The sequence below is a fragment of the Pseudomonas sp. Fl4BN1 genome (assembly GCF_009908285.1).
Lineage (GTDB): Bacteria > Pseudomonadota > Gammaproteobacteria > Pseudomonadales > Pseudomonadaceae > Aquipseudomonas.
Window position 1 is genome coordinate 24147 of the sequence record NZ_JAAARM010000018.1, and the last position, 24810, is coordinate 48956.

Annotated in this window: 26 protein-coding genes; 16 read left to right on the forward strand and 10 right to left on the reverse strand. The window is 64.2% G+C overall.

Going from position 1 to position 24810, the window contains the following annotated elements; genetic code table 11:
• Positions 1 to 37: 37 nt before the first annotated feature.
• The 4 genes from GV818_RS20100 (at position 38) to GV818_RS20115 (ending at position 3386) form a co-directional block, all read left to right on the forward strand.
• Positions 38 to 547, forward strand: a complete 510-nt coding sequence (locus GV818_RS20100; protein WP_161777336.1) for a DUF2938 domain-containing protein — start codon at positions 38 to 40, stop codon at positions 545 to 547.
• Positions 548 to 597: 50 nt separating this feature from the next.
• Positions 598 to 1116, forward strand: coding sequence for a hypothetical protein (locus tag GV818_RS20105; RefSeq protein WP_161756675.1), 519 nt, complete (start codon positions 598 to 600; stop codon positions 1114 to 1116).
• 312 nt (positions 1117 to 1428) lie between these two features.
• Complete coding sequence (locus GV818_RS20110) at positions 1429 to 2019, forward strand: DedA family protein (RefSeq protein WP_161777337.1); 591 nt, start codon at positions 1429 to 1431, stop codon at positions 2017 to 2019.
• Between the two features lie 119 nt (positions 2020 to 2138).
• On the forward strand, positions 2139 to 3386 hold the full coding sequence (locus GV818_RS20115; protein ID WP_161756677.1) for a 2-aminoadipate transaminase: 1248 nt from the start codon (positions 2139 to 2141) through the stop codon (positions 3384 to 3386).
• Between the two features lie 24 nt (positions 3387 to 3410).
• Here the strand turns inward: GV818_RS20115 and GV818_RS20120 are convergent, their stop codons facing one another.
• Positions 3411 to 3998 (reverse strand): hypothetical protein, encoded by a 588-nt coding sequence (locus tag GV818_RS20120; RefSeq protein ID WP_161756678.1) that lies wholly within the window; start codon positions 3996 to 3998, stop codon positions 3411 to 3413.
• A gap of 4 nt (positions 3999 to 4002) precedes the next feature.
• Positions 4003 to 4446 carry a DUF3592 domain-containing protein gene (locus GV818_RS20125; protein WP_161777338.1) on the reverse strand — a complete coding sequence of 148 codons (444 nt, stop codon included), beginning with the start codon at positions 4444 to 4446 and terminating at the stop codon, positions 4003 to 4005.
• Positions 4447 to 4823: 377 nt separating this feature from the next.
• Here GV818_RS20125 and GV818_RS20130 point away from each other — a divergent pair, with 377 nt between their 5' ends.
• Positions 4824 to 5450 (forward strand): SMI1/KNR4 family protein, encoded by a 627-nt coding sequence (locus tag GV818_RS20130; protein WP_161777339.1) that lies wholly within the window; start codon positions 4824 to 4826, stop codon positions 5448 to 5450.
• A gap of 10 nt (positions 5451 to 5460) precedes the next feature.
• Here the strand turns inward: GV818_RS20130 and GV818_RS20135 are convergent, their stop codons facing one another.
• The 4 genes from GV818_RS20135 to msrB all read right to left on the reverse strand — a co-directional run bounded on the left by GV818_RS20135 (position 5461) and on the right by msrB (position 9477).
• On the reverse strand, positions 5461 to 6168 hold the full coding sequence (locus GV818_RS20135) for a hypothetical protein (RefSeq protein WP_161777340.1): 708 nt from the start codon (positions 6166 to 6168) through the stop codon (positions 5461 to 5463).
• Positions 6169 to 6294: 126 nt separating this feature from the next.
• Positions 6295 to 6993: a peptide-methionine (S)-S-oxide reductase MsrA gene (gene msrA, locus GV818_RS20140; RefSeq protein WP_161777341.1), complete on the reverse strand. Its 699-nt coding sequence runs from the start codon at positions 6991 to 6993 to the stop codon at positions 6295 to 6297.
• A gap of 116 nt (positions 6994 to 7109) precedes the next feature.
• A complete protein-coding gene (locus GV818_RS20145) occupies positions 7110 to 8915 on the reverse strand; it encodes a cytochrome c biogenesis protein DipZ (protein WP_161777342.1) in 1806 nt (601 codons plus the stop codon).
• A gap of 43 nt (positions 8916 to 8958) precedes the next feature.
• On the reverse strand, positions 8959 to 9477 hold the full coding sequence (gene msrB / locus GV818_RS20150; RefSeq protein ID WP_161777343.1) for a peptide-methionine (R)-S-oxide reductase MsrB: 519 nt from the start codon (positions 9475 to 9477) through the stop codon (positions 8959 to 8961).
• A 152-nt stretch (positions 9478 to 9629) separates the two neighbouring features.
• On the opposite strand from msrB, the gene GV818_RS20155 reads away from it, so the two are divergent.
• The 3 genes from GV818_RS20155 to GV818_RS20165 all read left to right on the forward strand — a co-directional run bounded on the left by GV818_RS20155 (position 9630) and on the right by GV818_RS20165 (position 12799).
• Positions 9630 to 10343 carry a response regulator transcription factor gene (locus tag GV818_RS20155; protein ID WP_161777381.1) on the forward strand — a complete coding sequence of 238 codons (714 nt, stop codon included), beginning with the start codon at positions 9630 to 9632 and terminating at the stop codon, positions 10341 to 10343.
• Complete coding sequence (locus GV818_RS20160; RefSeq protein WP_161777344.1) at positions 10340 to 11842, forward strand: HAMP domain-containing sensor histidine kinase; 1503 nt, start codon at positions 10340 to 10342, stop codon at positions 11840 to 11842. The genes GV818_RS20155 and GV818_RS20160 overlap by 4 nt, the downstream gene beginning before the upstream one ends.
• A 99-nt stretch (positions 11843 to 11941) precedes the next feature.
• Positions 11942 to 12799, forward strand: coding sequence for a DUF4087 domain-containing protein (locus tag GV818_RS20165; protein WP_161777345.1), 858 nt, complete (start codon positions 11942 to 11944; stop codon positions 12797 to 12799).
• Between the two features lie 8 nt (positions 12800 to 12807).
• Here GV818_RS20165 and GV818_RS20170 read toward each other — a convergent pair whose 3' ends face one another.
• From GV818_RS20170 to GV818_RS20185, 4 genes are all read right to left on the reverse strand, one after another.
• Positions 12808 to 13605 carry a GNAT family N-acetyltransferase gene (locus GV818_RS20170; protein WP_161756687.1) on the reverse strand — a complete coding sequence of 266 codons (798 nt, stop codon included), beginning with the start codon at positions 13603 to 13605 and terminating at the stop codon, positions 12808 to 12810.
• Position 13606: 1 nt separating this feature from the next.
• Entirely contained in the window at positions 13607 to 14083 is a 477-nt protein-coding gene (locus GV818_RS20175) for an HIT family protein (RefSeq protein ID WP_161756688.1), read from the reverse strand.
• Positions 14084 to 14179: 96 nt separating this feature from the next.
• The gene (locus tag GV818_RS20180; RefSeq protein ID WP_161777346.1) at positions 14180 to 15787 is read right to left on the reverse strand and encodes a 5-guanidino-2-oxopentanoate decarboxylase; all 1608 of its coding nucleotides are present in this window, start codon (positions 15785 to 15787) and stop codon (positions 14180 to 14182) included.
• 124 nt (positions 15788 to 15911) lie between these two features.
• Positions 15912 to 16832 carry a LysR substrate-binding domain-containing protein gene (locus tag GV818_RS20185; protein ID WP_178125018.1) on the reverse strand — a complete coding sequence of 307 codons (921 nt, stop codon included), beginning with the start codon at positions 16830 to 16832 and terminating at the stop codon, positions 15912 to 15914.
• Positions 16833 to 17057: 225 nt separating this feature from the next.
• Here GV818_RS20185 and GV818_RS20190 point away from each other — a divergent pair, with 225 nt between their 5' ends.
• The 8 genes from GV818_RS20190 (at position 17058) to GV818_RS20225 (ending at position 24768) form a co-directional block, all read left to right on the forward strand.
• Positions 17058 to 17852, forward strand: a complete 795-nt coding sequence (locus GV818_RS20190) for an ABC transporter ATP-binding protein (protein WP_161756691.1) — start codon at positions 17058 to 17060, stop codon at positions 17850 to 17852.
• Between the two features lie 49 nt (positions 17853 to 17901).
• Entirely contained in the window at positions 17902 to 18675 is a 774-nt protein-coding gene (locus GV818_RS20195) for a transporter substrate-binding domain-containing protein (RefSeq protein WP_161756692.1), read from the forward strand.
• A 51-nt stretch (positions 18676 to 18726) separates the two neighbouring features.
• The gene (locus tag GV818_RS20200; protein ID WP_161756693.1) at positions 18727 to 19440 is read left to right on the forward strand and encodes an ABC transporter permease; all 714 of its coding nucleotides are present in this window, start codon (positions 18727 to 18729) and stop codon (positions 19438 to 19440) included.
• Between the two features lie 9 nt (positions 19441 to 19449).
• Entirely contained in the window at positions 19450 to 20154 is a 705-nt protein-coding gene (locus GV818_RS20205) for an ABC transporter permease (RefSeq protein WP_161756694.1), read from the forward strand.
• A gap of 43 nt (positions 20155 to 20197) precedes the next feature.
• Complete coding sequence (locus GV818_RS20210) at positions 20198 to 21379, forward strand: pyridoxal phosphate-dependent aminotransferase (RefSeq protein ID WP_161777347.1); 1182 nt, start codon at positions 20198 to 20200, stop codon at positions 21377 to 21379.
• Between the two features lie 112 nt (positions 21380 to 21491).
• Positions 21492 to 23240 carry an amidohydrolase gene (locus tag GV818_RS20215; RefSeq protein WP_161756696.1) on the forward strand — a complete coding sequence of 583 codons (1749 nt, stop codon included), beginning with the start codon at positions 21492 to 21494 and terminating at the stop codon, positions 23238 to 23240.
• Entirely contained in the window at positions 23237 to 24163 is a 927-nt protein-coding gene (locus GV818_RS20220) for a CobW family GTP-binding protein (RefSeq protein WP_161756697.1), read from the forward strand. The genes GV818_RS20215 and GV818_RS20220 overlap by 4 nt, the downstream gene beginning before the upstream one ends.
• 107 nt (positions 24164 to 24270) lie before the next feature.
• Complete coding sequence (locus GV818_RS20225; protein WP_161756698.1) at positions 24271 to 24768, forward strand: hypothetical protein; 498 nt, start codon at positions 24271 to 24273, stop codon at positions 24766 to 24768.
• The last annotated feature ends 42 nt before the right edge of the window (positions 24769 to 24810 follow it).

Genomic DNA, 24810 nt, shown 5'->3' on the forward strand with positions numbered 1-24810 from the left:
GGCTGAACCACTGTGCATCGTGCTTCAAGGAGTCTTTATGCATGAACTCATGGCGTTGATTTTACAGGCGCTGCCGATCGGTGTCGGCGCGACAGTCATCCTCGATCTCTGGGCCGTGTTTCAACAGCGAGTACTGAAAATTCCCGCAGCCAACTGGGCCATGGTCGGACGCTGGATCGGCCACTTTCCTCGAGGGCAGTTCGTGCATCAGAACATCGCCCTGGCCGCTGCGGTACCGGGTGAACGCGCCCTGGGCTGGCTGGCCCATTACCTGATCGGCATTGCCTTCGCCGCCGCGCTGCTACGGGTCTACGGCCTGGAGTGGGCGTCGCAGCCAACGCTGGCACCGGCGCTGGTGGTCGGAGTACTCACGGTGTGCGCACCGTTTCTCATCATGCAACCCGGCATGGGCGCTGGGGTCGCGGCAAGCAAGATGCCCAAGCCGAACCTGGCCCGGCTGCGCAGCCTGATCGCACATTCGGTGTTCGGGCTGGGGTTGTATGGCGCGGGGATGTTCTGGGCGTGGGTGCTGGGGCAGACTGTGTGACTTCGGCGCAATGAGACCAAGCGCTCAAATACGCAGGAAGTGATCAACCGATGAAGCCACCGATTTGCGACCTCTGCCACAACGATTTTTGCTCCGAGCACTTCCATACCGGAGGTGGTGGAGACCTGGTGCAATTCGCTGACTATCGCCCCCTGGCTCAAGGCAGCGCAGGGCATCCTCATGGTTATCCATGGTTCTGCAATGAACACTTGGCCAGCGCCCAAGCGCTGGCCGCACTGAGCTACGCCGACGCCATGACGTTGCTGACCAGGCAATATGGCCGCTTCGCGGGTTACGAGCCCCTCGCCAACAGTGATCCGGCACTTTGGATCACCGAGGTCGGCCCTGCCCCTGCCAAGGTTTTTGCCTTGATCCGCCAAGCCATGGCCATCAGCCCGTCAGTCGCCAAGGAATTAGTGACCGGCGGCCCATTCAAAGTGATCGAAGCCTGGCCGCAACAGTTCAAGGTCTGGCAAGACGCACTGATGCATATCGGTGCCAAGGTCGAGATACGTTATCCCTCGTCGAAGTCTGCCAATCGCGTAAAGGCCGATGCCGTCGAAAGCTGATCCCGCTCACCGATGAACTCCTCGCTTGCGGGCTCCTCATCAAACCAACTGTCCCAGCGCTCCCCTGCCGCGACCATGACCCGGGGCCGACCGATAACGAGCACCTCGACTTCCGTCACCCCCTCCTGCAATGCTGCCGAAGCGGGCAAACTGACCCATTGTCTACGCTGGGTCCTGATGACATGACCTCGCTCCATGGTTCTAGCCCCCGACGAATATCCTGGGCACTTGTGCCTGCGGATGGAATCAGAGTTCTTTGTCGCATCATTGTCGCGCTGCTTGCTTTCGCGCCCAGTCCAGAAGGCCCTGCCCATGCTTGAACACCTCGACCTCAACGCCCTGATCGCCGCCTACGGCTATTGGGTGATCTTCATCGGTTGCCTGCTGGAGGGCGAAACGGTGTTGATCCTCGGCGGCATGGCCGCGCACCAGGGCACCCTGCAATGGCTGCAGGTGGTGGGCTGGGCCACCCTCGGCGGGATCCTCGGCGATCAACTGCTGTTCTGGACCGGACGCTACTCCGGTGCCCGCCTGCTGCCCAAACTCAAGCGACACCAGGCGGCCATCGACCGGGTCAAGGGGCTGATCGAACGCTATCCCTCGACCTCGGTGTTCGCCGTACGCTTTCTCTACGGCATGCGCCTGGTCGGCCCGATGGTGATCGGCGCCAGTGGCCTGGCACCGTGGCGCTTCGCCTTGCTCAACGTGCTGGGCGCGGCGGTCTGGGCCACCCTGTTCGTCAGCGCCGGCTACTGGGCCGGTGAAGCGCTGCAGCACTTCCTGGGCGACCTGAAACCCTATCGCCTGCCGATCTTCCTGGCGGTGGTGGCCCTGGTAGCCATCGCGGCCCTGGTCCGTCATTGGCGCAACCGACGCAAAGCGCAACAGGTGCAAGACCACTAAGTCGGCGCTGATGGCACATCGGGAATTTTCATACTGACCCGGCGACTTTATTTCGTTTGTCCCGGGCGCCCGAGGCTGGCTTAGATAGGGCTCGTTTCCGGCAGACAGAGCCCGCCCCCATGAGCCACGACAGCATTAGCCGTTCGATTTCCACCGTCCACCCGATCTGCCTCAGCCACGGCCGCAACGCCGAGGTCTGGGACAGCGAGGGCAAGCGCTACATCGACTTTGTCGGCGGCATCGGCGTGCTCAACCTCGGACACTGCCATCCACGCATTGTCGCGGCCATCCAGCAGCAGGCCACCCAACTCACCCACTACGCCTTCAACGCTGCACCCCACGGCCCCTACATCGAGTTCATGCAGCGCCTGGCGGACTTTATCCCGGTGACTTATCCGGTCAGCGGCATGCTCACCAACAGCGGCGCCGAAGCGGCCGAGAACGCGCTGAAAATCGTCCGCGGGGCCACCGGGCGCACGGCAGTCATCGCCTTCGACGGCGGTTTTCACGGCCGCACCCTGGCCACCCTCAACCTCAACGGCAAGGTCGCCCCCTACAAGCAGAAGGTGGGTGTGCTGCCGGGTCCGGTGTACCACCTGCCCTACCCCAGTGCGGACAATGGGGTCAGCGCTGAGGAAGCGCTGAAGGCCATGCAACGCTTGTTCAGCGTGGAGATCGATGTCGAGGAAGTGGCCTGTTTCATCCTCGAACCGGTGCAGGGCGAAGGCGGTTTCCTGGCCCTGGATGCCCAGTTCGCCAGAGCCTTGCGGTCGTTCTGCGACAGCCATGGGATCTTGCTGATCGCCGACGAGATCCAGTCCGGCTTTGGCCGCACAGGGCAACGTTTTGCCTTCTCCCGGCTGGGCATCGAGCCGGACCTGATTCTGCTGGGCAAGAGCATTGGCGGCGGGCTGCCGCTAGGCGCGGTGGTGGGGCGCAAGGCACTCCTCGACGTGCTGCCCAAGGGTGGTTTGGGCGGCACCTATTCAGGCAACCCGATCGCCTGCTCTGCAGCCCTCGCCACCCTGGAGGAAATGACCGACGAACACCTGCAACTCTGGGGCGAGCGTCAGGAACAGGCGATTGTCGGGCGCTATGAGCACTGGAAAGCCAGTGGGCTCAGCCCGTACCTGGGACGTTTAACCGGAGTCGGCGCCATGCGCGGCATCGAGTTGGTGAATGACCGGGGCGAACCGGCACCGGAGCATTTGAGCACACTGCTGAGCAGTGCACGGGAGGCCGGGTTGCTGCTGATGCCCAGCGGCAAGTCACGGCACATCATCCGCCTGCTGGCACCCTTGACCACGGAGCCTGCAGTATTCGAGGAGGGATTGGATCTGCTTCAAGAGTGCCTGGCGGGCCTGTGAGTGCAGGCCCACCAGCGGGCGTCACTAGAACAGATAGCCCATGTAGATCCCCGCGCCACCACCGGCCTGTACACCGGCATTCATGCCGGCCATGACCACCGCGCCCTTGGCTGAGCGCAGCAACTTCTGGTTGACCGTGGACGCGGCAATGAGCGAGGTCGCCGGATTGGAGTTCATGGCCATCGACAACGCCAGCAACTTGGGATCGAGGCCGAACAGCAGCGCCGTGGCCGAGCCGCCGACCACCAGTCCGGCACCGACTTCGGTGTACATGCACGGTCCGGTGATATCGTCATCGGTCAGGTCACCGCTGGCCAGGGCGTCGCTGACAAACACTTTGCCGGTGCTCGGGAAGGCTTCCGCAGCACCGGTGCCGGCCACACCCTTGCCCTTGACCTGGATATTGACCTTGCCAAAACGCGGCAGGCGGGCACCAAACCCCACGGCCAGGCCGAGACCGCCATAGCGATAGCTGACGTCCTTGCCCTGGGGCGAGCGCAGGATGATCGAACCACCGCTGCCGGCCACCAGGGCCACGGTCAGGCCGCCGCCGCTGGCGGTCTGGTACAGCCATTTACTTTCATTGACCGGAATCGGGATGCTCAGGCTCATGGGGTCAAAGTCCTTTTGATCGTTGCATGGTGCGCCCGCCGCGCTGGCTGAAGATTCCCAGCAGACCGGCAATAGCGAAAATCAGGCCGAGGAAACCCAAGACTCCCGGGGTAGCCCAGAGCGCGGCAGGGTCGTCGATGATGGCGCTATTGGCCGGCTGCTGGGGCAGGTAATACACCCGCACCGGCTGGTCCTTCTGGTAACCGAAGATAAAACCGCCCTGAGGGTAGGAAATCTTTTCACCGCTGTTGCTGGTGAAGGCGATCTCGGGGTGCGAACCGCCAGCGTTCAAATCACTGACGATACCGTCGGCAGTCTGGGCGCTGGCGAGGAACTCGCGACGGTCGAGGGTGAGATTGACCGCAATGACCAGCAGGCCGATGCCGATCAGGGTGAACAGCAGACCCTGGAGGATCTTGCCGAGGCGTGACGGGGTGGAGTTCGCCATGGGCTGTCTCGATATTCGTCCGTGAAAGAGGGAGAGGTCACGATAGCAAGAAACCTCCCGCTGAAAAAACCATTACCGAGGTGTGGATACCCGCCGGCAGCGGCGTCCAGGCTCCCGAAAGCCGGCTGCAGGTGCCTGTTAAAACGCTTGCAAAGCAATCACTCGACGGGCAGTACCTTGGTGAATTTTGTCCGCAATAACCGGCGGAAGTTCCAGTACCAGGACCGGCGCCAGGCTTTTTTTCAACAAACGCTGGGGCAAGTCACTGGCAAACAGCCTGAAACAGCGCAGAAAAATCTCTGCTGGCGCTGTTGACCCCCGCGCTCTGGCGACGGATAAAGCCCCTCGCCGTTCAACCATCGCCGCAAGGACGCTCCATGACCGATCAAACCACTTCCGAGCAATGGCCACCCGCTGGCTGCCCGCCCCTGGCCTGGCCGATCCTGCCCGATCAGGCCGTACGGCTGAGCTGGTACCTAGCGGTGATCGGCGCCTATGGCGCCCTGTGGGAAGGTCACATCAACGAGCCGCAATTGACGCCCGCCGACGAGGAAACCCTGCAAGCACTGGAGCAACGCCTGGGCTGCCGATTGCCGCCGTCACTGCGCGACTACCACCGGCAACTCGGGGTGCTGTCCCTGGCGGAAATCCTCTGCAGCGTCGAGCCTGGGCACATCGCGATCCAGCCACTGCTGGAGGCCTACCCCGGCATCGTCGATATCCCCGAGATCGATCTGGACTTGGGGTTGGCTCAACGGTTGATCGCTTTCGGCGATTACCTGGGCAACGGCAATATGTTCTGCTTTGAACGGGAAACCGGCGTGGTCTACTACTTCGACCACGACACCGGTGCAGCGCTGACGCGCTTCTTCGAGTCCGCCGAGGAGTACCTGGATGCGCTGATGCTGCTGACGCTGGGCGAGGTCTACGACGACGATGACAGCGTCGAAGCGCTGATCAGCCAGCGCTATGGCGAGGACCTGGTGCGCAAATGGCGCTATTGAACGGCCGCCATCAGTAGCCTCTTTGCAGGCGCTCCTTCTCGCGGTCCTTCTCGCATTGACCTTCGCCTTCCTTGTGCGACGTCAAATTAACGCAGGGACCTGCCCATCCCCCCATGGCCACAGCCGCTACCACCACAACCGCCAGCACGGCACCAGCCACCACGATCACCACCACGTCCCCGGCCAAAGAATGGGGAGTCTCGACCTTGCGTGGCGAACCTGGCCCGGGATCCAGGGTTGCGGTCTGCATCGTCGCCCAGAGGGTATAGCGCAAGGCCTCGGCATCCGGTCCTTGCCCACCGATACGCTGGCAAGCGTCCAGTGCCCGGCTGACGTAGACATCCCCCACTTCGCGCGGCGCCCCCGCAGGACGCGCCTGCTGGACATTGAAGTCATCGATCAGGGTCTTGAGTTGCGTTTCGTCCGCCTGCTGGGCGGCCACGCATTCGCTCTCGGTTTCGAACCCTCGGCTGGTCCTGGTCAACGCCTCCAGCCAATAGTCGGAGTCCACGTAGAACCCGAACTGACTGCCGTCCGGCAAGACCTGCTGATACAGCTTGAGGGAGCCGACAAATCCCTTCCCGGAGTCGGTCAGGCGACGGATCTGTTCGTCGCTCAGTTGCTGATTGAGGGGGTAGCCATATACCTGGGGGCCCGTGACCACCGGCCTGACCTTGGCCGGCGTCGCGGTACAACCGCCCAGCAACGAGGAAACCATTACCAGACTCAAAACACTGCACAGCATCCTTTGCATGTCATGCCCCAGGGACGGTGGACGACTCAACAGCCAGGCGCGAGATTACGCCATATTCAAACCGTTGTTTCGAGCGTTTTTTCCAAACCCTTAATGCCCCGTTTTGACCAGGATCGGTTGTTGCTGATAACGCTCTGGAAACAGCTGCTTGAGGTGCGCGACCTTGGGCAGATCGTTGATCACAATGTAGGGATAAGAAGGATGCTCGGTGAGAAAATCCTGGTGATAATCCTCCGCCGGGTAAAACGCCTTGCCACTTTCCAGGCGCGTGACAATGGGTTTATCGAACACCCGGGCGGCATCGAGCTGAGCGATATAGGCCTGGGCCACCCGCTGCTGCTCGGCACTCTGCAAGAACAGCGCCGAACGATACTGAGTGCCGCTGTCCGGGCCCTGGCGGTTGAGTTCGGTGGGGTTGTGAGCCACCGAAAAATAGATCTGCAACAGGCTGCCATAGCTGACCTGAGCCGGGTCGAAGGTTACCTGCACTGACTCGGCATGGCCGGTGTCGCCATCGCTGACTCGCTCGTACTGCGCCGTGTTCGCCGCACCTCCAGCATACCCGGATACCGCCCGCTGCACGCCCTTCACATGCGCGAACACGCCTTGGACGCCCCAGAAGCAACCGCCGGCAAACACTGCTGTTTCACTGCGGGCCGGATTATTTTCATCCAGCGTCGGCGGCGCGATCAGCACTGCATCTTCGGAACCGCCAAAGGAGAACGCCGAGCTTTGCCCCGCGATTCCCAATGCCGCCAACGCCACTAGCACCGGCAAAATACTCTTCATGCTTGCACCCTCCTGTAGCCGCAGCAGGCTCGGGCCGCGGCCGGACGACAAGGCCCTGCTCAGGGCCTGCAGAAATAAACCAGAACCCAGCAAGCCGCGCGGGCACGCCCTACGCCTCAACCAAAGGTAAAGGCATAGGCTTGCACCCCGGATTGCTGAAACTCGATGCTGAAGGTGTGATCGCCGATTTCCCCCTCCTGCCGCACCAGCTGATACAGGCGCTGCTCGGTGACCTGACCACTGCCATCAGGCGCTACATCCACCCCATGGGCGGCACCCGGCGCCTGCCCATCGATCAGCACCTTGAAGCGCACCGGCTGGCCGTCGGGCCCCGGGCCCAGCACCAGGTGCAGGTCGCGGGCGTGGAAGCGATACACCACCGCCGCTCCCGGCGCCGTGGCCACCGCGCTCTCGGCCCCGACCTGCCACTGCCCACGCAGCCCCCAGTCGTTCAACGCCAGCTCGGTGGGCACGCTGTACGCCGCCACGCTGTCCGGCGCCAGGCTGGCCTGGGGTACGAAGTTCTCCGAGCGCTGATAGCCGACGTAGGTTTCCGGCGACTGCACGGCGCTCATCTCAGCCGCCTGTTGCACGCCTCGGGCATCGGCCTGGATCAGCCCACCAGCGACCTTGGTGTTCCCGGCTTCGCGCAGCAGTTGCTGGATTACTCGCTCCGATTCGGCGTATTCACCCTCGCCGAAGTGGTGATAGCGAATCCGCCCCTGGGCATCGGCGAAGTAATGGGCCGGCCAGTACTGGTTGTTGAAGGCGCGCCAGATCGTGTAGTCATTGTCGATCGCCACCGGGTAAGTGATGCCCAGGTCCTTCATGGCCTTGGTGACGTTGCCCACATCTCGCTCAAAGGCGAACTCCGGCGCATGCACGCCGATCACCACCAGCCCCTGGTCGCGGTACTTCTCGGCCCAGGCTTTGACATACGGCAGGCTGCGCAGGCAGTTGATGCAGGAGTAGGTCCAGAAATCCACCAGCACCACCTTGCCCTGCAACGCCTCGGCACTCAGGGGCGGCGAATTCAGCCATTGCACCGCGCCGTCCAGGGGCGGCAGTTGACCTTCCACCGGCAGCGCCGATGCACCAGCGGCCATTTTCATGGCTCCACCGGCGGCCATCATCCCGGCTTCCGGTTGATCGGCGGGAAGCACATTCTGCGCCATCATCGCCCCGCCCTTGTCCTGCGGACCGCCCAGCAGACGGCCGACCAAGACCTGCTCCAGGCCACCGGTGGAAGCCGTGGAGACCCGTGCCAGAATCCCGGTGTCCCAGCCCATGGCAATCGCCACCACCCCCGCCAGCATTGCCGCCCCCAGGCCTTTGCGCAGCCATTCACCGGCGCCCAGGGAGCGCTTCATGGCGGCAAACACCCGGCCTCCCAGCAACAGCGCCACGGCCAGGGAGGTAGCAGCCCCGGCGGCATAGGCCAGCAACAACAGGCTGGTGCCGATATTGGCCCCTTGCAGCGCCGCGCCGGTCAGCAGCAAGCCGAGAATCGGCCCGGCACAGGGCGCCCACAGCAGGCCCGTGGCGACACCGATCAGCAACGAAGCGCCGGGCCGCGGCCGTGGATCGTGGCCGGCAGCCTCTGACAACCGGCCGCCCATGGCCACCAGCGGCCGAGTCAGCCTTTCGGCCAGCCGCGGCAGCAGCAGCGTCAGCGCGAATAGCGCAACGAACAGCAACGCGAGCCAGCGACCGTACTGATTGACTTGCACCACCCAGCCGCCGCCCACTGCCGCCAGGGTAGCGACCACGGCAAAGGTCAGGGCCATCCCCAGCAGCAGCGGCAAGCCACTGCGCAAAAACGGCTGCCCGGTGCGAGCGAAGACAAAGGGCAATACCGGCAGAATGCACGGGCTGAGAATGGTCAGCACACCACCGAGATAAGCGAGTAGCAGTAGCCACATGACGTCGTCCTTATAGCGAAGAAGAGATTCCCGGAGCCAGGTTTCAGGCCGCTTGTGGAATGAAGCTCAGGGCCAGGCCATTCATGCAGTAGCGCAGACCGGTGGGCGCCGGCCCGTCGTCAAACACATGCCCCAGGTGACCGCCGCAGCGCCGGCAATGCACCTCGTTGCGCTGCATGCCGAAGGTCCGGTCGGAGCGCTGGGCCACCGCGTGTTCCAAAGGCGCCCAGAAACTTGGCCAGCCGGTGTGGCTGTCGAACTTGGTGGCCGAGGAAAACAACGCCAGGGCGCAGCCGGCACAAGCAAAGGTGCCGGCATGGTGTTCATCGTTGAGAGGGCTGGTATAGGCGCGTTCAGTGCCTTCCTTGCGCAAGACCTGGTACTGCTCGGCGCTGAGCAAGGTGCGCCATTCACTGTCGCTGTGGCTGACCTCAAAGACCTCGTCGGCAACGGCAGGTTCGATCAAGGCGCCATTTCCGCCCAACCGTGGCAACACCCCGAGGGCCAGGGCCGCCGCCCCCAGGCTGCCGCCTGCCAGTAACAACTGTCGGCGTGAAATCATGGCTGTCTCCGAAAATCATCCGGGCGGGTAATGAGCACAGCCTAAGCTTGGGGTTATCGCCAAATCCTCACGCACAGTTAAACAATTCGTGATAACTCGCCTGCGGGAAAAACGCCACAATGCGTCCATTGCCCCACGAGGCCCGAGTGTCGATGGAACAAACCAAACGCGTGCTGGTGGTCGAAGACGACCAGCACATCGCCGACCTGATCGCCCTGCACCTGCGGGACGAACAACTGGACGTGGTGCACAGCGCCGACGGCAACGAGGGCCTGCGCCTGCTGGAGCAGGGCGGCTGGGACGCGTTGATCCTCGACCTGATGCTGCCTGGCGTCGATGGCCTGGAGATCTGCCGTCGGGCCCGGGCCATGACCCGCTACACACCGATCATCATCACCAGTGCCCGCTCCAGCGAAATGCACCGCATCCTCGGCCTGGAACTGGGGGCCGACGACTACCTGGCCAAGCCGTTTTCCATGCTCGAGCTGGTGGCCCGGGTCAAAGCCCTGCTGCGTCGGGTCGACGCCCTGGCACGCAACCTGAAGATGGACAGCGGCAGCCTCAGCGCCGACGGCCTGTCGATTGATCCACTGAACCGCGAGGTGGTCCTCGATGGCCGACGCCTGGACCTCACGCCCCGGGAGTTCGACCTGCTGTATTTCTTCGTCCGCCAGCCGGGCAAGGTGTTCTCGCGCATGGACCTGCTCAATGCGGTGTGGGGCTACAACCACGAGGGTTACGAGCACACGGTCAACACCCACATCAACCGCCTGCGGGCCAAGATCGAAAGCGACCCGGCGCAACCAGTACGGATTCTTACCGTGTGGGGCCGCGGCTATAAATTCGCCCCCCAGGAGCCGACATGAGGCTGACCCTGACCCAGCGCCTGTCCCTGGTGTTCGCCCTGCTGTTGCTGGTGTGCTGCTCGACCTCAGCCTGGCTGCAGGTGCGCGCCAGCCGCATGCATGAGCTGGAAGTGGTGCAGGGCCTGTCCCGGGACCTCGCCGGGCACATCGCCCAGGACACCCAGTTGATGGACGCCAACGGCCTGCTGCCCAATGCCCTGCGGGAGTTGTTCAGCCAACTGATGCTGGTCAACCCCAGCGTCGAGGTGTACCTGCTCGATGCCCAGGGACGCATCGTCGGCAACGCCGCGCCGGCCGGTCGCCTGCGCCGCGAACAGGTGGACCTGGCACCGATCCGCCGCCTGCTCGATGACGAGCCGCTGCCGATCCTCGGTGACGACCCGCGCAGCCTCGACGGGCGCAAGGTGTTCAGCGCCGCGCCGCTGATGGTGGGCGGCAAGCAGGCCGGCTACCTGTACGTGGTGCTGCTCAGCGAAGAACATGACCGCTTCGCCGAACGCGGCGCCACCAGCGCGGCCTTGAACATCGCCCTGTGGTCCATCGCCCTGGTGGCGCTGCTGTGCCTGATTGCAGGCCTGGCCGCCTTTGCCCTGATCACCCGGCCGCTGCGCACCCTCACCGAGCGGGTCAGCCATTTCGATATCGACGGCGCCCCTTCCCAGGATTTGCCAGACACTGCCGTCGCTTCCCGCAGTGGCGATGAAATCGCCGTGCTCGACGCCACCTTCCGCCAGATGCAGGCCCGGCTCAGCGAACAGTGGCGCTCCCTGACCCGCCAGGACCAGGAACGCCGGGAACTGGTGGCGAATATCTCCCACGATCTGCGCACACCGCTGTCGTCCTTGCACGGTTACCTGGAAACCCTGTCGCTCAAGGACGCCAGCCTGAGTGTCGAAGAGCGCCGGCGCTACCTGGGCATCGCCCTGGACCAGAGCCGCAAGGTCGGCGGCCTGGCCCAGGCCCTGCTGGAACTGGTGCGCCTGGAACATGGCTTCGTCCAGCCGATCCTCGAACGCTTCTCCCTGACCGACCTGTTGCAGGACATCTTCGAGAAATTCGAACTGGCCGCCGAAGCGCGACAGGTGCAGCTCAAGGCGCGCTTCGCCCCCGGCACCTGGGTGGTCTGCGCTGACCTGGGGCTGATCGAACGGGTGCTGACCAACCTGTTCGACAACGCCCTGCGCCATACCCCCGTTAGCGGCGAGATCGAAATCAGCCTGCAGGCCGACGGCCCGCAGGTGCAGGTCAGGGTCAGCGACAGCGGCCCGGGCATTGCCGCAGAGCTGCGCGAAGGGCTGTTCCTGCGCCCGTTCAATATCGGCGGTGCGCGCCGCGATGGCGGCCTGGGGTTGCGTATCGTGCATCGCATCCTGCAATTGCATGGGGTGGACATCCGCCTGGTGGATGAACCCGGACGCGGCGCGACCTTCCGCTTCGCCCTGCCGGTGGAGGCCAGGACCGCCGAGGAGTGGGCCCGGCAATCGCGGACAACCGAGTAGCGACGAGGCCCAATACACCAAACCGGGGGTAGGCCTCAACTGACGCGGCTACCCGCGTAGAATTACTCCCCTCCGTCCGCCCTCGAACAAGGATGCTCCATGCTTCAGCGCGCCCTGCTCTGCACCCTCCTGACCTTTATCGCCCTGCCCGCGATCGCCGCACCGGCCACAGTGGAACGCCGTTGCGGCTGGTTCGAGAACCCGACCCCGGCCAACGCTACCCTCACCGACCGCGACGGCGTCTGGGAAATCGCCAGCCAGGGCGGCTATCAGGCCGAGGGCGACTGGCCCACCTTCAACGACCAGCAATGGGTGCGCACCAACAATCATTACGGCTACGGCTGTGCCTGTGTCAGCGCCAGCGCTGATCCACGGACTCATCGCCTCGACCAACTGCACAAGGCCAAGGCCCGCCCGCTGGCCGCCTGTCGCAACGATCCCAGCCTGTACGAACCCTTGAGGAAAGAAGCCGGGATGCCCGTCTTGCCCAAGGGTTCGCCACGCTTTCAGGGCCGGGGGTTCAGCCTGCAATACCCCAAGGGGTGGAAGCTCAGCCAGACGCAGAACTGCATCACCCTGGACCACCCGAAAAAACGCCCGAACGAAGAGTACACCCTGTACCTGTGCCAGCAGCAGGGCAGCCTGGAGCAGGCCGCCGAAGGGCTGTTTTTCTATCAGGAAAACGGTGTCTGGATGCGCAGCGCCGGAAGGGACAAGCCCAGCCCAGTGCTTGAAACGAGTGGCCCCGGCTGGAAAGGCCTGCTGGCCTATCAGACCTGCGGCATCAGCGATGAGGAGACCGGCTTCCACGCCGCCGGCGGCACCTGCCTGATGGCGCTGATCGACAGCGGCCAGCGCCAGGTGGTGGCCGACAGCGTGGGGTTCTTCCAGGACTTCGCCACCCTGGGGGCAATCCTGCAATCGATCCGTTTCGACCCGGCGCCAGCGGCGCAATAGAGCCCGCGCTAGGGCACGGCCCGATACAGGGTTTGCAGGTGGGACAAGCGCAAGCCGCCATGCTCCAGGTTGCGCCGGCTTTGCGAGTTCACCAAGGCGGTGGCCGCCACACTCCGGGCACCGAGGGCAATGGCCTGCTGCAACCGATGGGCGATCAGGGCCCGGTGATAGCCCTGGCCCCGCGCGGCCCTGGTGGTAAAGGCGGTGCCCAGGTAGGCCACGCCGTTGTCGGCGATGAACAGCGCCGCACCGGCCAGCGCAACGCCCTGCTCCCGCAGCAGGTACAGATGCCCACGTCCATCGTTGAGCAAGCCGCCAAAGGCCGCCTGGTTGACTGGCCGGGCGGCTGCAGGGGTATTGAAGCCTTCGCGGTGCAGCGTGCAGAACGCTTCCAGCGTCGAGGCGGTCACCGGCTCGATATCCAGCACTGAAGGTGGCGCCACAACCTCGTCCACAGGGGCGAACAACTGCCCATGGGTCCAGCCCTTGAGGCGCTGCAACGGTAGCCCTTCCAGCTCCAGATTAGGAGCGACCCTGGCTGACTCAGCGGTCAAGGCGATCGCCGGGGCGTACTCCGCGCAGCGCTGCAACAGATCGACCAGGCGCCGGGCATCCTGCGACCCGTCGCCGTGTACCCGGTTCATCATCGGGCTGGGATTGCCACCGACGACGAAGGCACCACAACCCGGCTCGCCCTGCAGGCTGGCCCGATAGGGGTTGCCCGGCAGGCTCGCCAGGCCCTGGACCCGGGCCCGCAGGTATTGGCTTTCGGCGTATTCAAGCGCCAGCGCGCGGCTAGGGTCCATCTCAGCGATTACCCACCGGAATTTCACTGACCCAGGGCACCCGCACCTGCTCGGCAATGCGAGCGGCCTGCAGTTGCAAAGCTTCGGGTTTCGCCCGGCGGCCGAACAGGCCGGTGAAATGCAGCAGCAGGCGCCCGGCAAACCCCAGGGCATCGCCACGCCGCCGGGGGATCAGGTGCAGGTGTGCATGGGGAATGTGCTGGTTGGTGGCGCGGCCGTCATTGACCAGCAGATGGGTGCCTTCGACGCCGTAGCCGGCACGTCGTTGCGCCGCCAGCAGGCCATCGAAGACCTGATACAGGTGCTGGCGGACAAAGCCGGGCAATTGCTCGAGCTTCTCGACATGCTGCTGCGGAATCAGCAGCACATGACCTTCACCCAGCGGATGCACGTCCATGAAGGCCATGCAGTGTTCGTCGCGGTAAACCACGGCCGCTGGCAGGGTCCCAGCGGCAATCTGGCAGAAAATGCAGTTCATCCATGAATCCTCAAGTGACAAGGTGCGTCCCTACGGGCGACGTCAATGTAACTCACCTTATCTCTTGAAAGCGCGCTCCTTGAGCAAGCCTGCGGATCAGTCCAGGGCCAGATAGGCGCCCGCATCGGCCTCGATCATCACTGGCAGGCGGCTGTCCGCCAAGCTCAGCAGCAGCTCGCGCAACTGCGCCGGGGAGTCGGCACGGTGATGCGCGACATGGCAACTCTGGGCCAGGGCCTGGAAGTTCGGCGTGAGGATGTCCACCCCCAGCGGTTCGATGTCACGGGCCAGCATGTAGTCGCGGATCTCGCCGTAGCATTGGTTGTTCCACACCAGCAGGATCACCGCGATCTGCGCTTCACGGGCAGCGATCAACTCACCGCTGGTGAACTGCAGGCCACCGTCGCCCACCAACGCCACCACCGGACGCTCGGGCTGCGCCAGCTTGGCGCCCATGGCAGCCGGCAAACCGTAACCGAGGGTGCCGTAGCCGCTGCCGGCATTGAACCAGCTGGCTGGGGCCGGAGCCTGGTAGCCACAAGCGCCCTGGTACACCGGCTGGGTCGAGTCGCCCACCAGAATCGGCGTGTCGAGGGTGTCCCGCAGCAGGTCGAGCAAGCCCTGCAACCCTTGCTGCTTGGCGCTCCAGCCGCTGCGCTCGGCCTGGTTCACCCGCTGCACGCTGTCCACCGCCCAACGCCCGCGTGAACTCGCTGGCACCACCTTGCCCAGCAGCGCCTGCAAGCCTTCCTGGGCATCCCCCACCAGGCCGACATGCGCTCGCTGGATGCCCATGACCTGCATCGGGTCGATGTCCAGGCGGATCAACGAGCCCTTGAAGCGCAACGGCCCCAGGCCGAAGAAGTCGTAGTCGGTCTCCCCCAGCTCGGTGCCCACGGCGAGCACCACGTCCGCCTCGTCGATCAGCGCCCGGCCGTGGGCCGAGGACTGCACGCCGTCCAGCAGCAGCGGGTGGCCGCAAGGCAACAGACCCCGGGCGTTGGTGGTCAGGGCCACCGGCGCCTGCAGGCGCTCGGCCAGTTGCCGCAGTACCTCGGCGCAACCCCGAGCACCGCCACCGGCGAGAATCAGTGGGCGGTGGGCACTGTTGAGCAAAGTCACCGCGGCATCGATCGAAGCCGGCGCCGGCGCCGGCGCGCCAGGCAGGCTGCGAGGCATCAGGTTGAGGTTGTCGGCGGGCATTTCCAGCACGTCCAGGGGAATCTCGATGTGCACCGGCCGTGGCCGCGCACACTTGAACACGGCAAAGGCCCGGGCCAGGAGTTCCGGCAGTTCGGCGGGGGCCTGCAAGGTATGACTGAAGGCACAGACCCCGGCCACCATCGCCCGCTGGTCCGGCAGTTCGTGCAGGTGGCCGTGGCCCAGGCGCAGGTGCTCGCGGCGGTTGACCGTGGAGATCACCAGCATCGGCACCGAATCGGCATAGGCCTGGCCCATCGCGGTAAGGATGTTGGTCATGCCGGGACCGGTGATGATGAAGCACACCCCGGGCTTGCCGCTGGCCCGGGCATAACCGTCGGCCATGAACCCGGCGCCCTGCTCATGCCGTGGGCTGACGTGGCGCAAACGGCTGCCATGCAGGCCGCGATACAGCTCGACGGTATGCACGCCGGGAATCCCGAACACCGTGTCCACGCCATAACCTTCCAGCAAACGAACCAGCGACTGCGCACAGGTGGTCATCGACTACTCCTCTTGTTCTTATACGTGCCGGCGACACCCTGCGCCCGGCTGATGTCGAGGGACATTAGTCGCTGCACCCAAGGGGCAACAATCGAAAAAAATAGCTGCGATTGCTCAATAAAATTCACGCTTTGCCGTTACGCCGCGGCTCCGGGTGCAGCCGGGTGATGCCTTGCAGCTGGGACTTCACCCATTCGCTGAAGGCCAGCACCACCGGACGCTCGGCCTTAAGCAGATCCGCCACCAGGTAATAGCCGCGATTGGACTCGATCTCGGTGCCGAAGGGCTGCACCAGCAGCCCACGGGCCAGGGCCTCGCCGCTGATCAGGTTGTCGCCCATGGCAATGCCCTGGCCGGCAATGCAGGCTGACTGCACGAAGTGTGCATCGGCGAAAATGATGCCCCGGCGCACATCGACATTCGGTGCCCCGGCAGCCGCCAGCCAGACCCGCCAGTCGGAGTAGTCGATCATGTGCAGGAGCAAGGCATGGTCCAGCCCGTCGAGGGTCTTCAGGCCGCCCATGGCGTTCACCAGGCTCGGGCTGCACACCGGGAAATAACGCAGGGAAACGATCTTCTGCACATGCTGGTTGGGCCAGTCGCCCATGCCGTAGGCGACGAACAGATCGACGCTGCTGTCGCTGGTGTCCCCCGGGGTGCGCGGTGACACCAGCTGCAATTCGACCTGGGGATACAACGCCTGGAATTCGGCGATATGGGTGCACAGCCAATAGGTGGCGAACCCCGGCGGGCTGCTGATGCACAACCGGCCGCTGACCTGCTGGCCATCGGAGCGCTGGCCGGCCTCGAGGATATTGGCCAGCAGCAGGTGAATGTCCCGCGCGTAGCGTTCGCCCTGGTAGGTGATGCGAATGCTGCGGCCCATGCGCTCGGTGAGGGCAAAGCCCAGGGTTTGCTCCAGGCTCTTGATCTGGTGGCTGATGGCGCTGGGAGTCAGGTTCAGCTCATTGGCGGCTTCGGCGACACTGCCCAGGCGAGCCACCGCGTCCAGCGCGCGCAGCGCGGTCATGGAGGGATAACGCATACCGATCATGCCTCGACTACAGAAAAACGAGTGCCAGCACGATAGCCGCAATCGCCGTCCGGCAATAGCCTTGTTCGTCGCAGGAAAAATAACCGACTACTGAAAAAAATTACCGGGTCCAGCTAAAAATGCTCGATTGACCCCATGCCGGCAATGGCTAATTCTCAAGCCCTACCCTGTGCCGGGTCTTGCCCGGCCATCGCACAATAACAAGAGGGTCGACCCTTGCAATCGCAGCCCAACTCCGTCAATCCCGTGGTGGCGATCGATGATCTGCACAAGAGCTACGCCGATCACCACGTGCTCAAGGGCATTGCCCTGCGCGCCAATGAAGGTGAAGTGGTGTCGCTGATCGGCTCCAGTGGCTCGGGCAAAAGCACCTTGCTGCGCTGCATCAACCTGCTGGAAATTCCCTGCAGCGGCAGCTTGCGCATCAATGGCGAAGAAGTCCGCATCAAGACCGATCGCGCCGGCAACCCGCAGGTCGCCGACCCGGCCCAGGTAGCACGCCTGCGCACCCAACTGAGCATGGTGTTCCAGAGCTTCAACCTGTGGCCCCATCGCACCGTGCTGGAAAACGTCATCGAAGCGCCGGTGTATGTCCTTGGTGAAGACCGCAAGGACGCCATCGCGCATGCCGAGCACTTGCTGGAAAAGGTTGGCCTGGCCAACAAGCGCGACACCTTTCCGTCCTTTCTCTCCGGCGGCCAGCAGCAGCGAGTGGCCATCGCCCGGGCCTTGGCCATGCGCCCTCGGGTGCTGTTGATGGACGAGCCGACTTCGGCCCTGGACCCGGAACTGGTGGGCGAAGTGCTCAAGGTCATCCAGGGGATTGCCGAAGAAGGTCGTACCATGATCCTGGTGACCCACGAAATGGCCTTCGCCCGCGACGTGTCGAGCAAGGTGATGTTCCTTCACCAGGGGCTGGTGGAAGAAGAAGGGCCACCCCAGCAAGTGTTCCTCAACCCGGTCAGCGAGCGCTGCCGGCAATTCGTCATGGCCCAGGAAAACCGCGCCTGACGTCCCGCTTCAATCCTTGAAAACAACAACTTCGATAAAGGGTAAAGCCATGAAAAACCTGCTCAAGGTGCTCGCCACCGGTTGCCTGTTCAGTGCCCTGGCCAGCCACGCCGTGGCCGCCGACAAGATCGTCTTCGGCATCGCCCTGGAACCCTACCCACCGTTCTCGATGAAAAGCGGCAACGGCGACTGGAGCGGCTTCGAGCCGGAACTGATCAAAGCCCTGTGCGAGCGGATGCAGGCCCAGTGCCCACTCAAGGAAGTGGCCTGGGACGGGCTGATTCCGGCCCTGCAATCGAGCCAGATCGACGCCATCCTCAACTCGCTGAGCATCACCGATGAGCGGCAGAAGGTCATCGATTTCTCCGCGCCCTACTACCAGACCCCAGCCATGTGGGTCGCCGACCAGAGCCTGGAGTTGGTGACCAGCCCCGAAGGCCTCAAGGGCAAACTGATCGGCGTGCAGGGCTCGACCTCCAACGCCACCTTCGCCAAGGCCTACTACGGCAAGACCTCGACCCTGCGCTACTACACCACCCAGGACGACATGATCGCCGACCTGCAGAGTGGGCGCATCGATGTGATGCTGGCCGACGCCCTGACCATCGAGCCGATCCTCAAGACCGCAGCCGGTGCCGGCCTCGCGGACAAGGGCCTGGCGCCCAAGGATCCGTTGTTCGGTTCCGGCATCGGCGTTGGCCTGCGCAAGGGCGACACTGCCCTGCAACAGCGGATCAACACCGCCCTGGCATCGCTCAAGGCCGATGGCAGCTACGACAAGATCCGCAGCCGCTACTTCAGCGTCGACATTTCTGCCAACTAAGCCGTCCGGTGGGCCCGTTTCGACGGGCCACCGGCGTTGACTGGATACGTCATGATTTCTCTGTCCGACCTTTCCCAACTGTTCGTCGCCGACGGCTGGCTCGGTGCCCTGGCCCAGGGTGCGCTGGTGTCCCTGCAGATTTCTGCCGGGGCCTTCGTCCTCGGCCTGGGCATCGGCTTGCTGGTGGCAATGATCAAGCTCAAGGGGCCGCGCTGGCTGGTGAAGCTGGCCAACATCTACACCACCCTGTACCGGGCCATGCCTGAGCTGCTGCTGATCCTGCTGCTGTACTACGCCGGCACCGACCTGCTGAACATGGCCATGGCGGCCATGGATCGGCCAAGCGTCACGGTCAACGGTTTCATCGCTGCCGTGCTGGTGCTGGGCATTGTCCAGGGCGCCTATTCGGCGGAGATCATCCGCGGTGCGATCCAGGCCATTCCTCATGGCCAGATCGAAGCGGCCCGGGCCTACGGCATCGAACGCTGGCTGCTGGTGCGGCGCATCCTGCTGCCGAGCATGCTGCCCTATGCCATGGCCGGGTTGTCGAACCTGTGGCTGGTGCTGGTCAAGGACAGCGCATTGATCAGCATCGTCGGCTACAGCGAACTGCTCTCGGTGGGCAAGCAAGCTGCCGGTTCCACCAAGCATTACCTGGTGTTCTACCTGGCGGTCGCAGCCTTCTACTTCGTCATCACCCTGGTGTCCGGCAGCGTGTTCCGCGTGCTCGAGCGACGCACCAATCGCTGGCTGCCCCAGCACTAGGAGGCTCGGATGGATTTTTCCTGGATCAACAGTTTCTCCAACGAACTGCTTCGCGGCCTGGGCATCACCCTGAAGTTGCTGGCCCTGAGCGGTGCCTGCGGGTTTGCCCTGGCGGTGGTGGTGGGCTTGGGACGGGTGTCGCGTAATCCGCTGATCCGTGCGCCCATGCAGTTCTACATCAGCGTCTTTCGCGGCACGCCGCTGCTGGTGCAGATCTACATCCTCTATTACGGGGTCGGCAGCCTGTTCGCCGCCTACCCGCCGATTCGCGGCAGCTTTCTCTGGCCCTACCTGCGCGAAGGCTTCTGGTATGTGGCATTGGCCCTGACCCTGAGCGTGGGTGCCTATGTCGGTGAAGTGTTGCGCGGCGGTTTGCGCGCCGTGCCCAAGGGCGAACTGGAAGCCGCCCGCGCCTATGGCATGGGCTATTGGCTGACCCTGCGCCGGGTCTGGTTGCCCCGGGCCCTGGAGCTGGTGCGTCCGACCCTGGTCGGCGAATGCGTGCTGCTGCTCAAGGCCACTGCGTTGGCCTCAACCGTCGCAGTCACTGACCTGCTGGGAGCTGCCAACCTGGTACGGGCCCAGACCCTGAAAGTCTACGAGCCGCTGCTGGCGGTAGCGGTCATCTACATCATCCTGGCCTTTGTCATCGAACACCTGTGTGCACGTCTGGGCCAACCCTCACAAAGCCGAGCTCCCCAGCGTCAGGCCTGAACCCTTTTATTGCGCGGGCGGCAAAGCCCGCGAGGAGAACAGCATGCGTTACTCACCTTTCGTTCAGCGCATCAGCGGCGAATCCGTCAGCGCCTGGGACATCCACTACGCGGCCATCGAAGCCCGTGGCCGTGGTGAAGACGTGATTGTCCTCAGCGTCGGTGACCCGGACTTCGCCACCGATGCACGCATCAGCGACGCGGCCAGCGCCGCCCTGGAACAAGGCGATACCCACTACACCCACGTCCTCGGCCGCCCGGCGTTGCGCGAAGCCATCGCCGCCAAACAACGACGCCTGCTGGACATCGATGTCAGCGCCGACAACGTGGCCCTGGTGGCCGGGGCGCAGAACGGTCTGTTCGCCACCGCCCTGTGCCTGTTCAGCAGTGGCGACGAAGTGCTGGTGCCGGAACCGATGTACCTGACCTACGAGGCCTGCATGCATGCCTCGGGAGCGAATATCGCCTGCGTCGAGCAACCGGCCGCCAACGGCTTTCGCCTGACCGCCGCGGCCCTGGAAGCGGCGTTGACCGACAAGACCCGAGGCATCGCCCTGGCCACGCCGTGCAACCCCACGGGCAACGTCTACAGCCGTGAAGAGCTGGAAGCCGTGGCCGCGGTGGCCCGCAAACATGACCTGTGGGTGATCTCCGACGAGGTCTACGGGCAACTGACCTACGACCGCGAACACCTGAGCATCGCTTCGCTGCCGGGCATGGCCGAGCGTACGGTGATCCTCAACAGCCTGTCGAAAACCCATGCAATGACCGGCTGGCGCGTAGGCTGGGTGATCGCTCCCCCGGCGTTGGTCGGCCACCTGGATAACCTGCTGCTGTGCATGCTCTATGGCCTCCCCGGGTTTATCCAGGAAGCCGCGCTCAAGGCCCTGGAGCTGGACGAGGAAGTGGTGGGCAGCGCCCGCGAGGTCTATCGCCGTCGGCGTGACCTGGTGGTGGCCGGCCTCAAGCAAGTGCAACTGCTGGACTGCCGCGAGCCCGAGGCCGGGATGTTCATGCTGGTGGACGTGCGCCGTACCGGGCTGTCGAGCATGGACTTTGCCTGGCAGCTGTTCCGTGCCACCGGGGTTTCGGTGCTCGATGCCCAGGCCTTTGGCGCCAGCGCCGAGGGTTTCATTCGGATCTCCTTTACCGTCGCCGATGAGGTGCTCAAAGACGCTTGCCAACGCATTGCCGGCTTTGTCGAAAGCCTCAACGCCAGTCGCTGAACGCAGGACCAGGGCCGGCCAGAACGGCCCTTGCACCCCAGACAAGAACACCGTTGCGCCTTACCTTTTTTGCCCACCTTTGAAGGGCCCCCTGCTTGAGAGGTTGACCCCCGTGACCGCTTCCGACCAATTCAACTCCACCCATAGCGCCGTCGATCAATACGCCGAACTGGTGCTGCACAACGGCCGGATGTACACCCTCGATCCGGCCCAGCCCTGGGCCGACGCCGTGGCCATCCGCCAGGGCAAACTGATCGCCGTCGGCAGCCTCGCCTCCCTGGTCTCGCTGATCGGGCCGCATACCCGTCAACACGATCTGGACGGGGCCTTCTGCATGCCCGGCCTGCACGACATGCACACCCACCCGGACCTGGCCCTGGCCCCGCGCTACGCCGATGACCTGGACGTAGGTATCGAGGACCCGACCCCGGCACAGCTGGCGGCAGCGATCCACGCCTACGCCGATAGCCATCCTGGCGATGGCTGGATCTACGGCCAGTACTGGGTGCGCTACACCTTCCGCGAGGCCGACCTGACCCCAGGTCGCGAGTGGCTCGACAGCGTCATGCCGGATCGCCCGGTGGCCCTGCTGGACCGCATGTGGGGGACCATGATGGTCAACTCCAAGGCCCTGGAGCTGGCCGGCATCGACCGCCACACCAGCGACCCGCGCAACGGCTACCTGGAGCGCGACGAACTGAGCGGCGAACCCAATGGCCTGCTGATCGACGGTGCCTACGCACTGATCCACGCCGCCATGCCGCCGACGCCGGTGTCGGTGCTGCGCCGGGCCTATCGCGATGGCGTGCACTTCCAGACCTCCCGCGGGGTCACCGCCACCAAGTACGTGCACGTTTGCGAGAACCGCTTGCAGGCACTGAAGGAACTGGACGATGCCGGTGAACTGACCTTGCGCGTGGAAGCCGCCATCAGTTGGCAGGACGATATCTTCCCCGTGCGCCGCCGTTGGGAGCTGCTCAGCGGCGAACGGCATTTCTATCGCAGCGCACGCTTGAATGCCAATGCGGTGAAGTTCCATTTCGACGGCACCGTGGAACCGAAGTCCTCCTATCTGCTGACCCCCTGGCCGCAAGAGTCGAGCTGGCGCGGCAAGCTCAACCTGACCCCGGAACACATCACCGACATGGTGGTGGACATGGACAAGCGCGGGCTGCGGGTGATTGCCCACTGCACCGGCGACGGTGCCTCCGATGTGTTCCTCGACGCGGTAGCCGAAGCCCGCCGTCGCAACGGCAACAGCGGCATCCGCCACCAGTGCGCCCACAGCACCCTGCTGCACCCGGGCAACCTCAAGCGCTTCCAGAGCCTGGATGTGATCGCCGAGTTTTCTCCGGCGGCCTGGTACCCGACCCCTTTCGCCAGCGGCGCCCGTTCCGGCTACGGCAAGGAACGCCTCAAGCGCATCTACGACTTCAAGGGAGTGCTGGCGGCCGGCGGCATTGCGGTATTCGGCACCGATTGGCCGGTGGCGTCCATCGACCCCTGGCTGGCCCTGGAAACCATGGTCACCCGGCAGAACCCGTGGAACCAGGAACCCGACTGCTTCGGCGAGCCCATCACTCTGGAACAGGCGCTGCAGGTGGCGACCCTCAACGGTGCACACGCCATGGGCCTGGAACACCTGACCGGCAGCCTGGAAAGCGGCAAGTCGGCGGACCTGATCGTCCTCGACCGCGACCTGTTCGCCCAAGGCGCGCGCAACTACATCCACCACACCCAAGTGCAACTGACCTTCGTCGAAGGGCAACTGGTGTACGACCGCCAGGGCACCTTCAGCGACACCCCGCTGCAAGCAGTCTGGGAAGGCCTGCCACCGGTGATCGAGGGCAAAGACGCATGAACCAGATACCGAGCATTCCCGTCACGGTGGTTGCCGGTTTCCTCGGTGCCGGCAAGACCACCCTGCTCAACCGTATGGTGCAACGTGCCGACAGCAGTCGGCTGGCGGTGATCGTCAATGACTTCGGCGAGCTGAACATCGATGCGGCGATCATCGCCGAGGTCACCGACGCGGTGTACAGCCTGCAGAACGGCTGCATCTGCTGCACCGTGCAGGAGGACCTGCTGGCGCAGTTGGTGAGCCTGTCCAAACTGCGCCCGACCCTGGAACGAATCGTCATCGAGTGCAGCGGCGTCTCCGACCCGCAGCGCATCGTGCAGACCATCGGCTACCCGCAGTTGCGCAACCGCCTGCACCTGGATGCGGTGATCACTTTGGTAGACGCCAGTGGCTACCAGGCCCTTGAGGGGGAAATGGCCCGCCTGTCCCGGGCCCAGGTGGCCTGCGCCGATTGGGTGCTGCTGAACAAGGCCGACCTGGTGGATGCCGAGCAACTGCAGAGCATCCGCGCCAGCCTCGGTGGTCGCGCCCCAGTGTTCGATACGGTACAGGCCGAACTGCCGGCCGAGCTGCTGCTGGCGCCACCGGTGCGTTCCACCGAGGTGCTGTTCAGGGCCCTGCCCCAGGCCCACGACCAGCTGTTCGAGAGCTGGGTCTGGAAGAGTTCGCGGCCCTTGCAACCCAAGGCCCTGCGAGACTGGCTGAGCAAGCTGCCGGCCGATCTGCTGCGCCTCAAGGGCCTGGTGCGCCTGGAGGGCAACGAGCAGCCTTACTGGTTGCAGCATGTAGGCAACCGCAGCCAGTTCACCCTGGCCGCCGAACAACCCACCGAACATGCCGCGCAACTGGTGTTCATTGCTCGCCGTGGCAGTGATCTGCGCCAGGAACTGGAAGCCGGGGTCAGCGATACACAGGTGACGTAAGGGGGCCTGCTTCAAGTGCCACCCCGAAGACCTTGGGAGGCTTCACCGCAGCCTGGGTAAAGCGCATTATGGCTCGCACTTTTGCCACCGAAGCAAGGATGCTGCAGATGCTCGAGATCCTCCAAGGCACGCCTCTTTGGGTGTACGCGGTCTTCGCCCTGATCTGCGGCTACGGCCTGCGTGCCCGCTCGACCCTGCGCGAGAGCCGGCGCTCGTTGCTGATTGCACCGCTGATACTGCTGGCCTGGTCACTGTGGTCGCTGAACCTTGGCGCCCATCCACTGCTGTCGCTGGCGGCCTGGACCAGTGGCGCGGCGCTTGGCAGCCTGCTGGCCATGCTGCTGTTTTCCAGCATCGGGGTGGTGCTGGAGTCGGGTGGCGAGGCCATTCTGGTTCCCGGAACCTTGAAGATCCTCGGTATCTCGCTGCTGTTCTTTGCGGTGAAATACTGGATCGGCTATCAGACCGCCGTGCACCCCGAGCAGGCTGCCGGCATGCAGATGTTGAGCATCAGCGGCGCCGCCGCAGGCTTTACCGTTGGTCTGTTCTGCGGTCGCGCGCTCAAGTTGTATCGCCACCTGCTGATCCTTCGACTCAAGGCCTGAAGACGCCAGGACAGTGCACTTTGGGCGACGGGGAATCTTCGC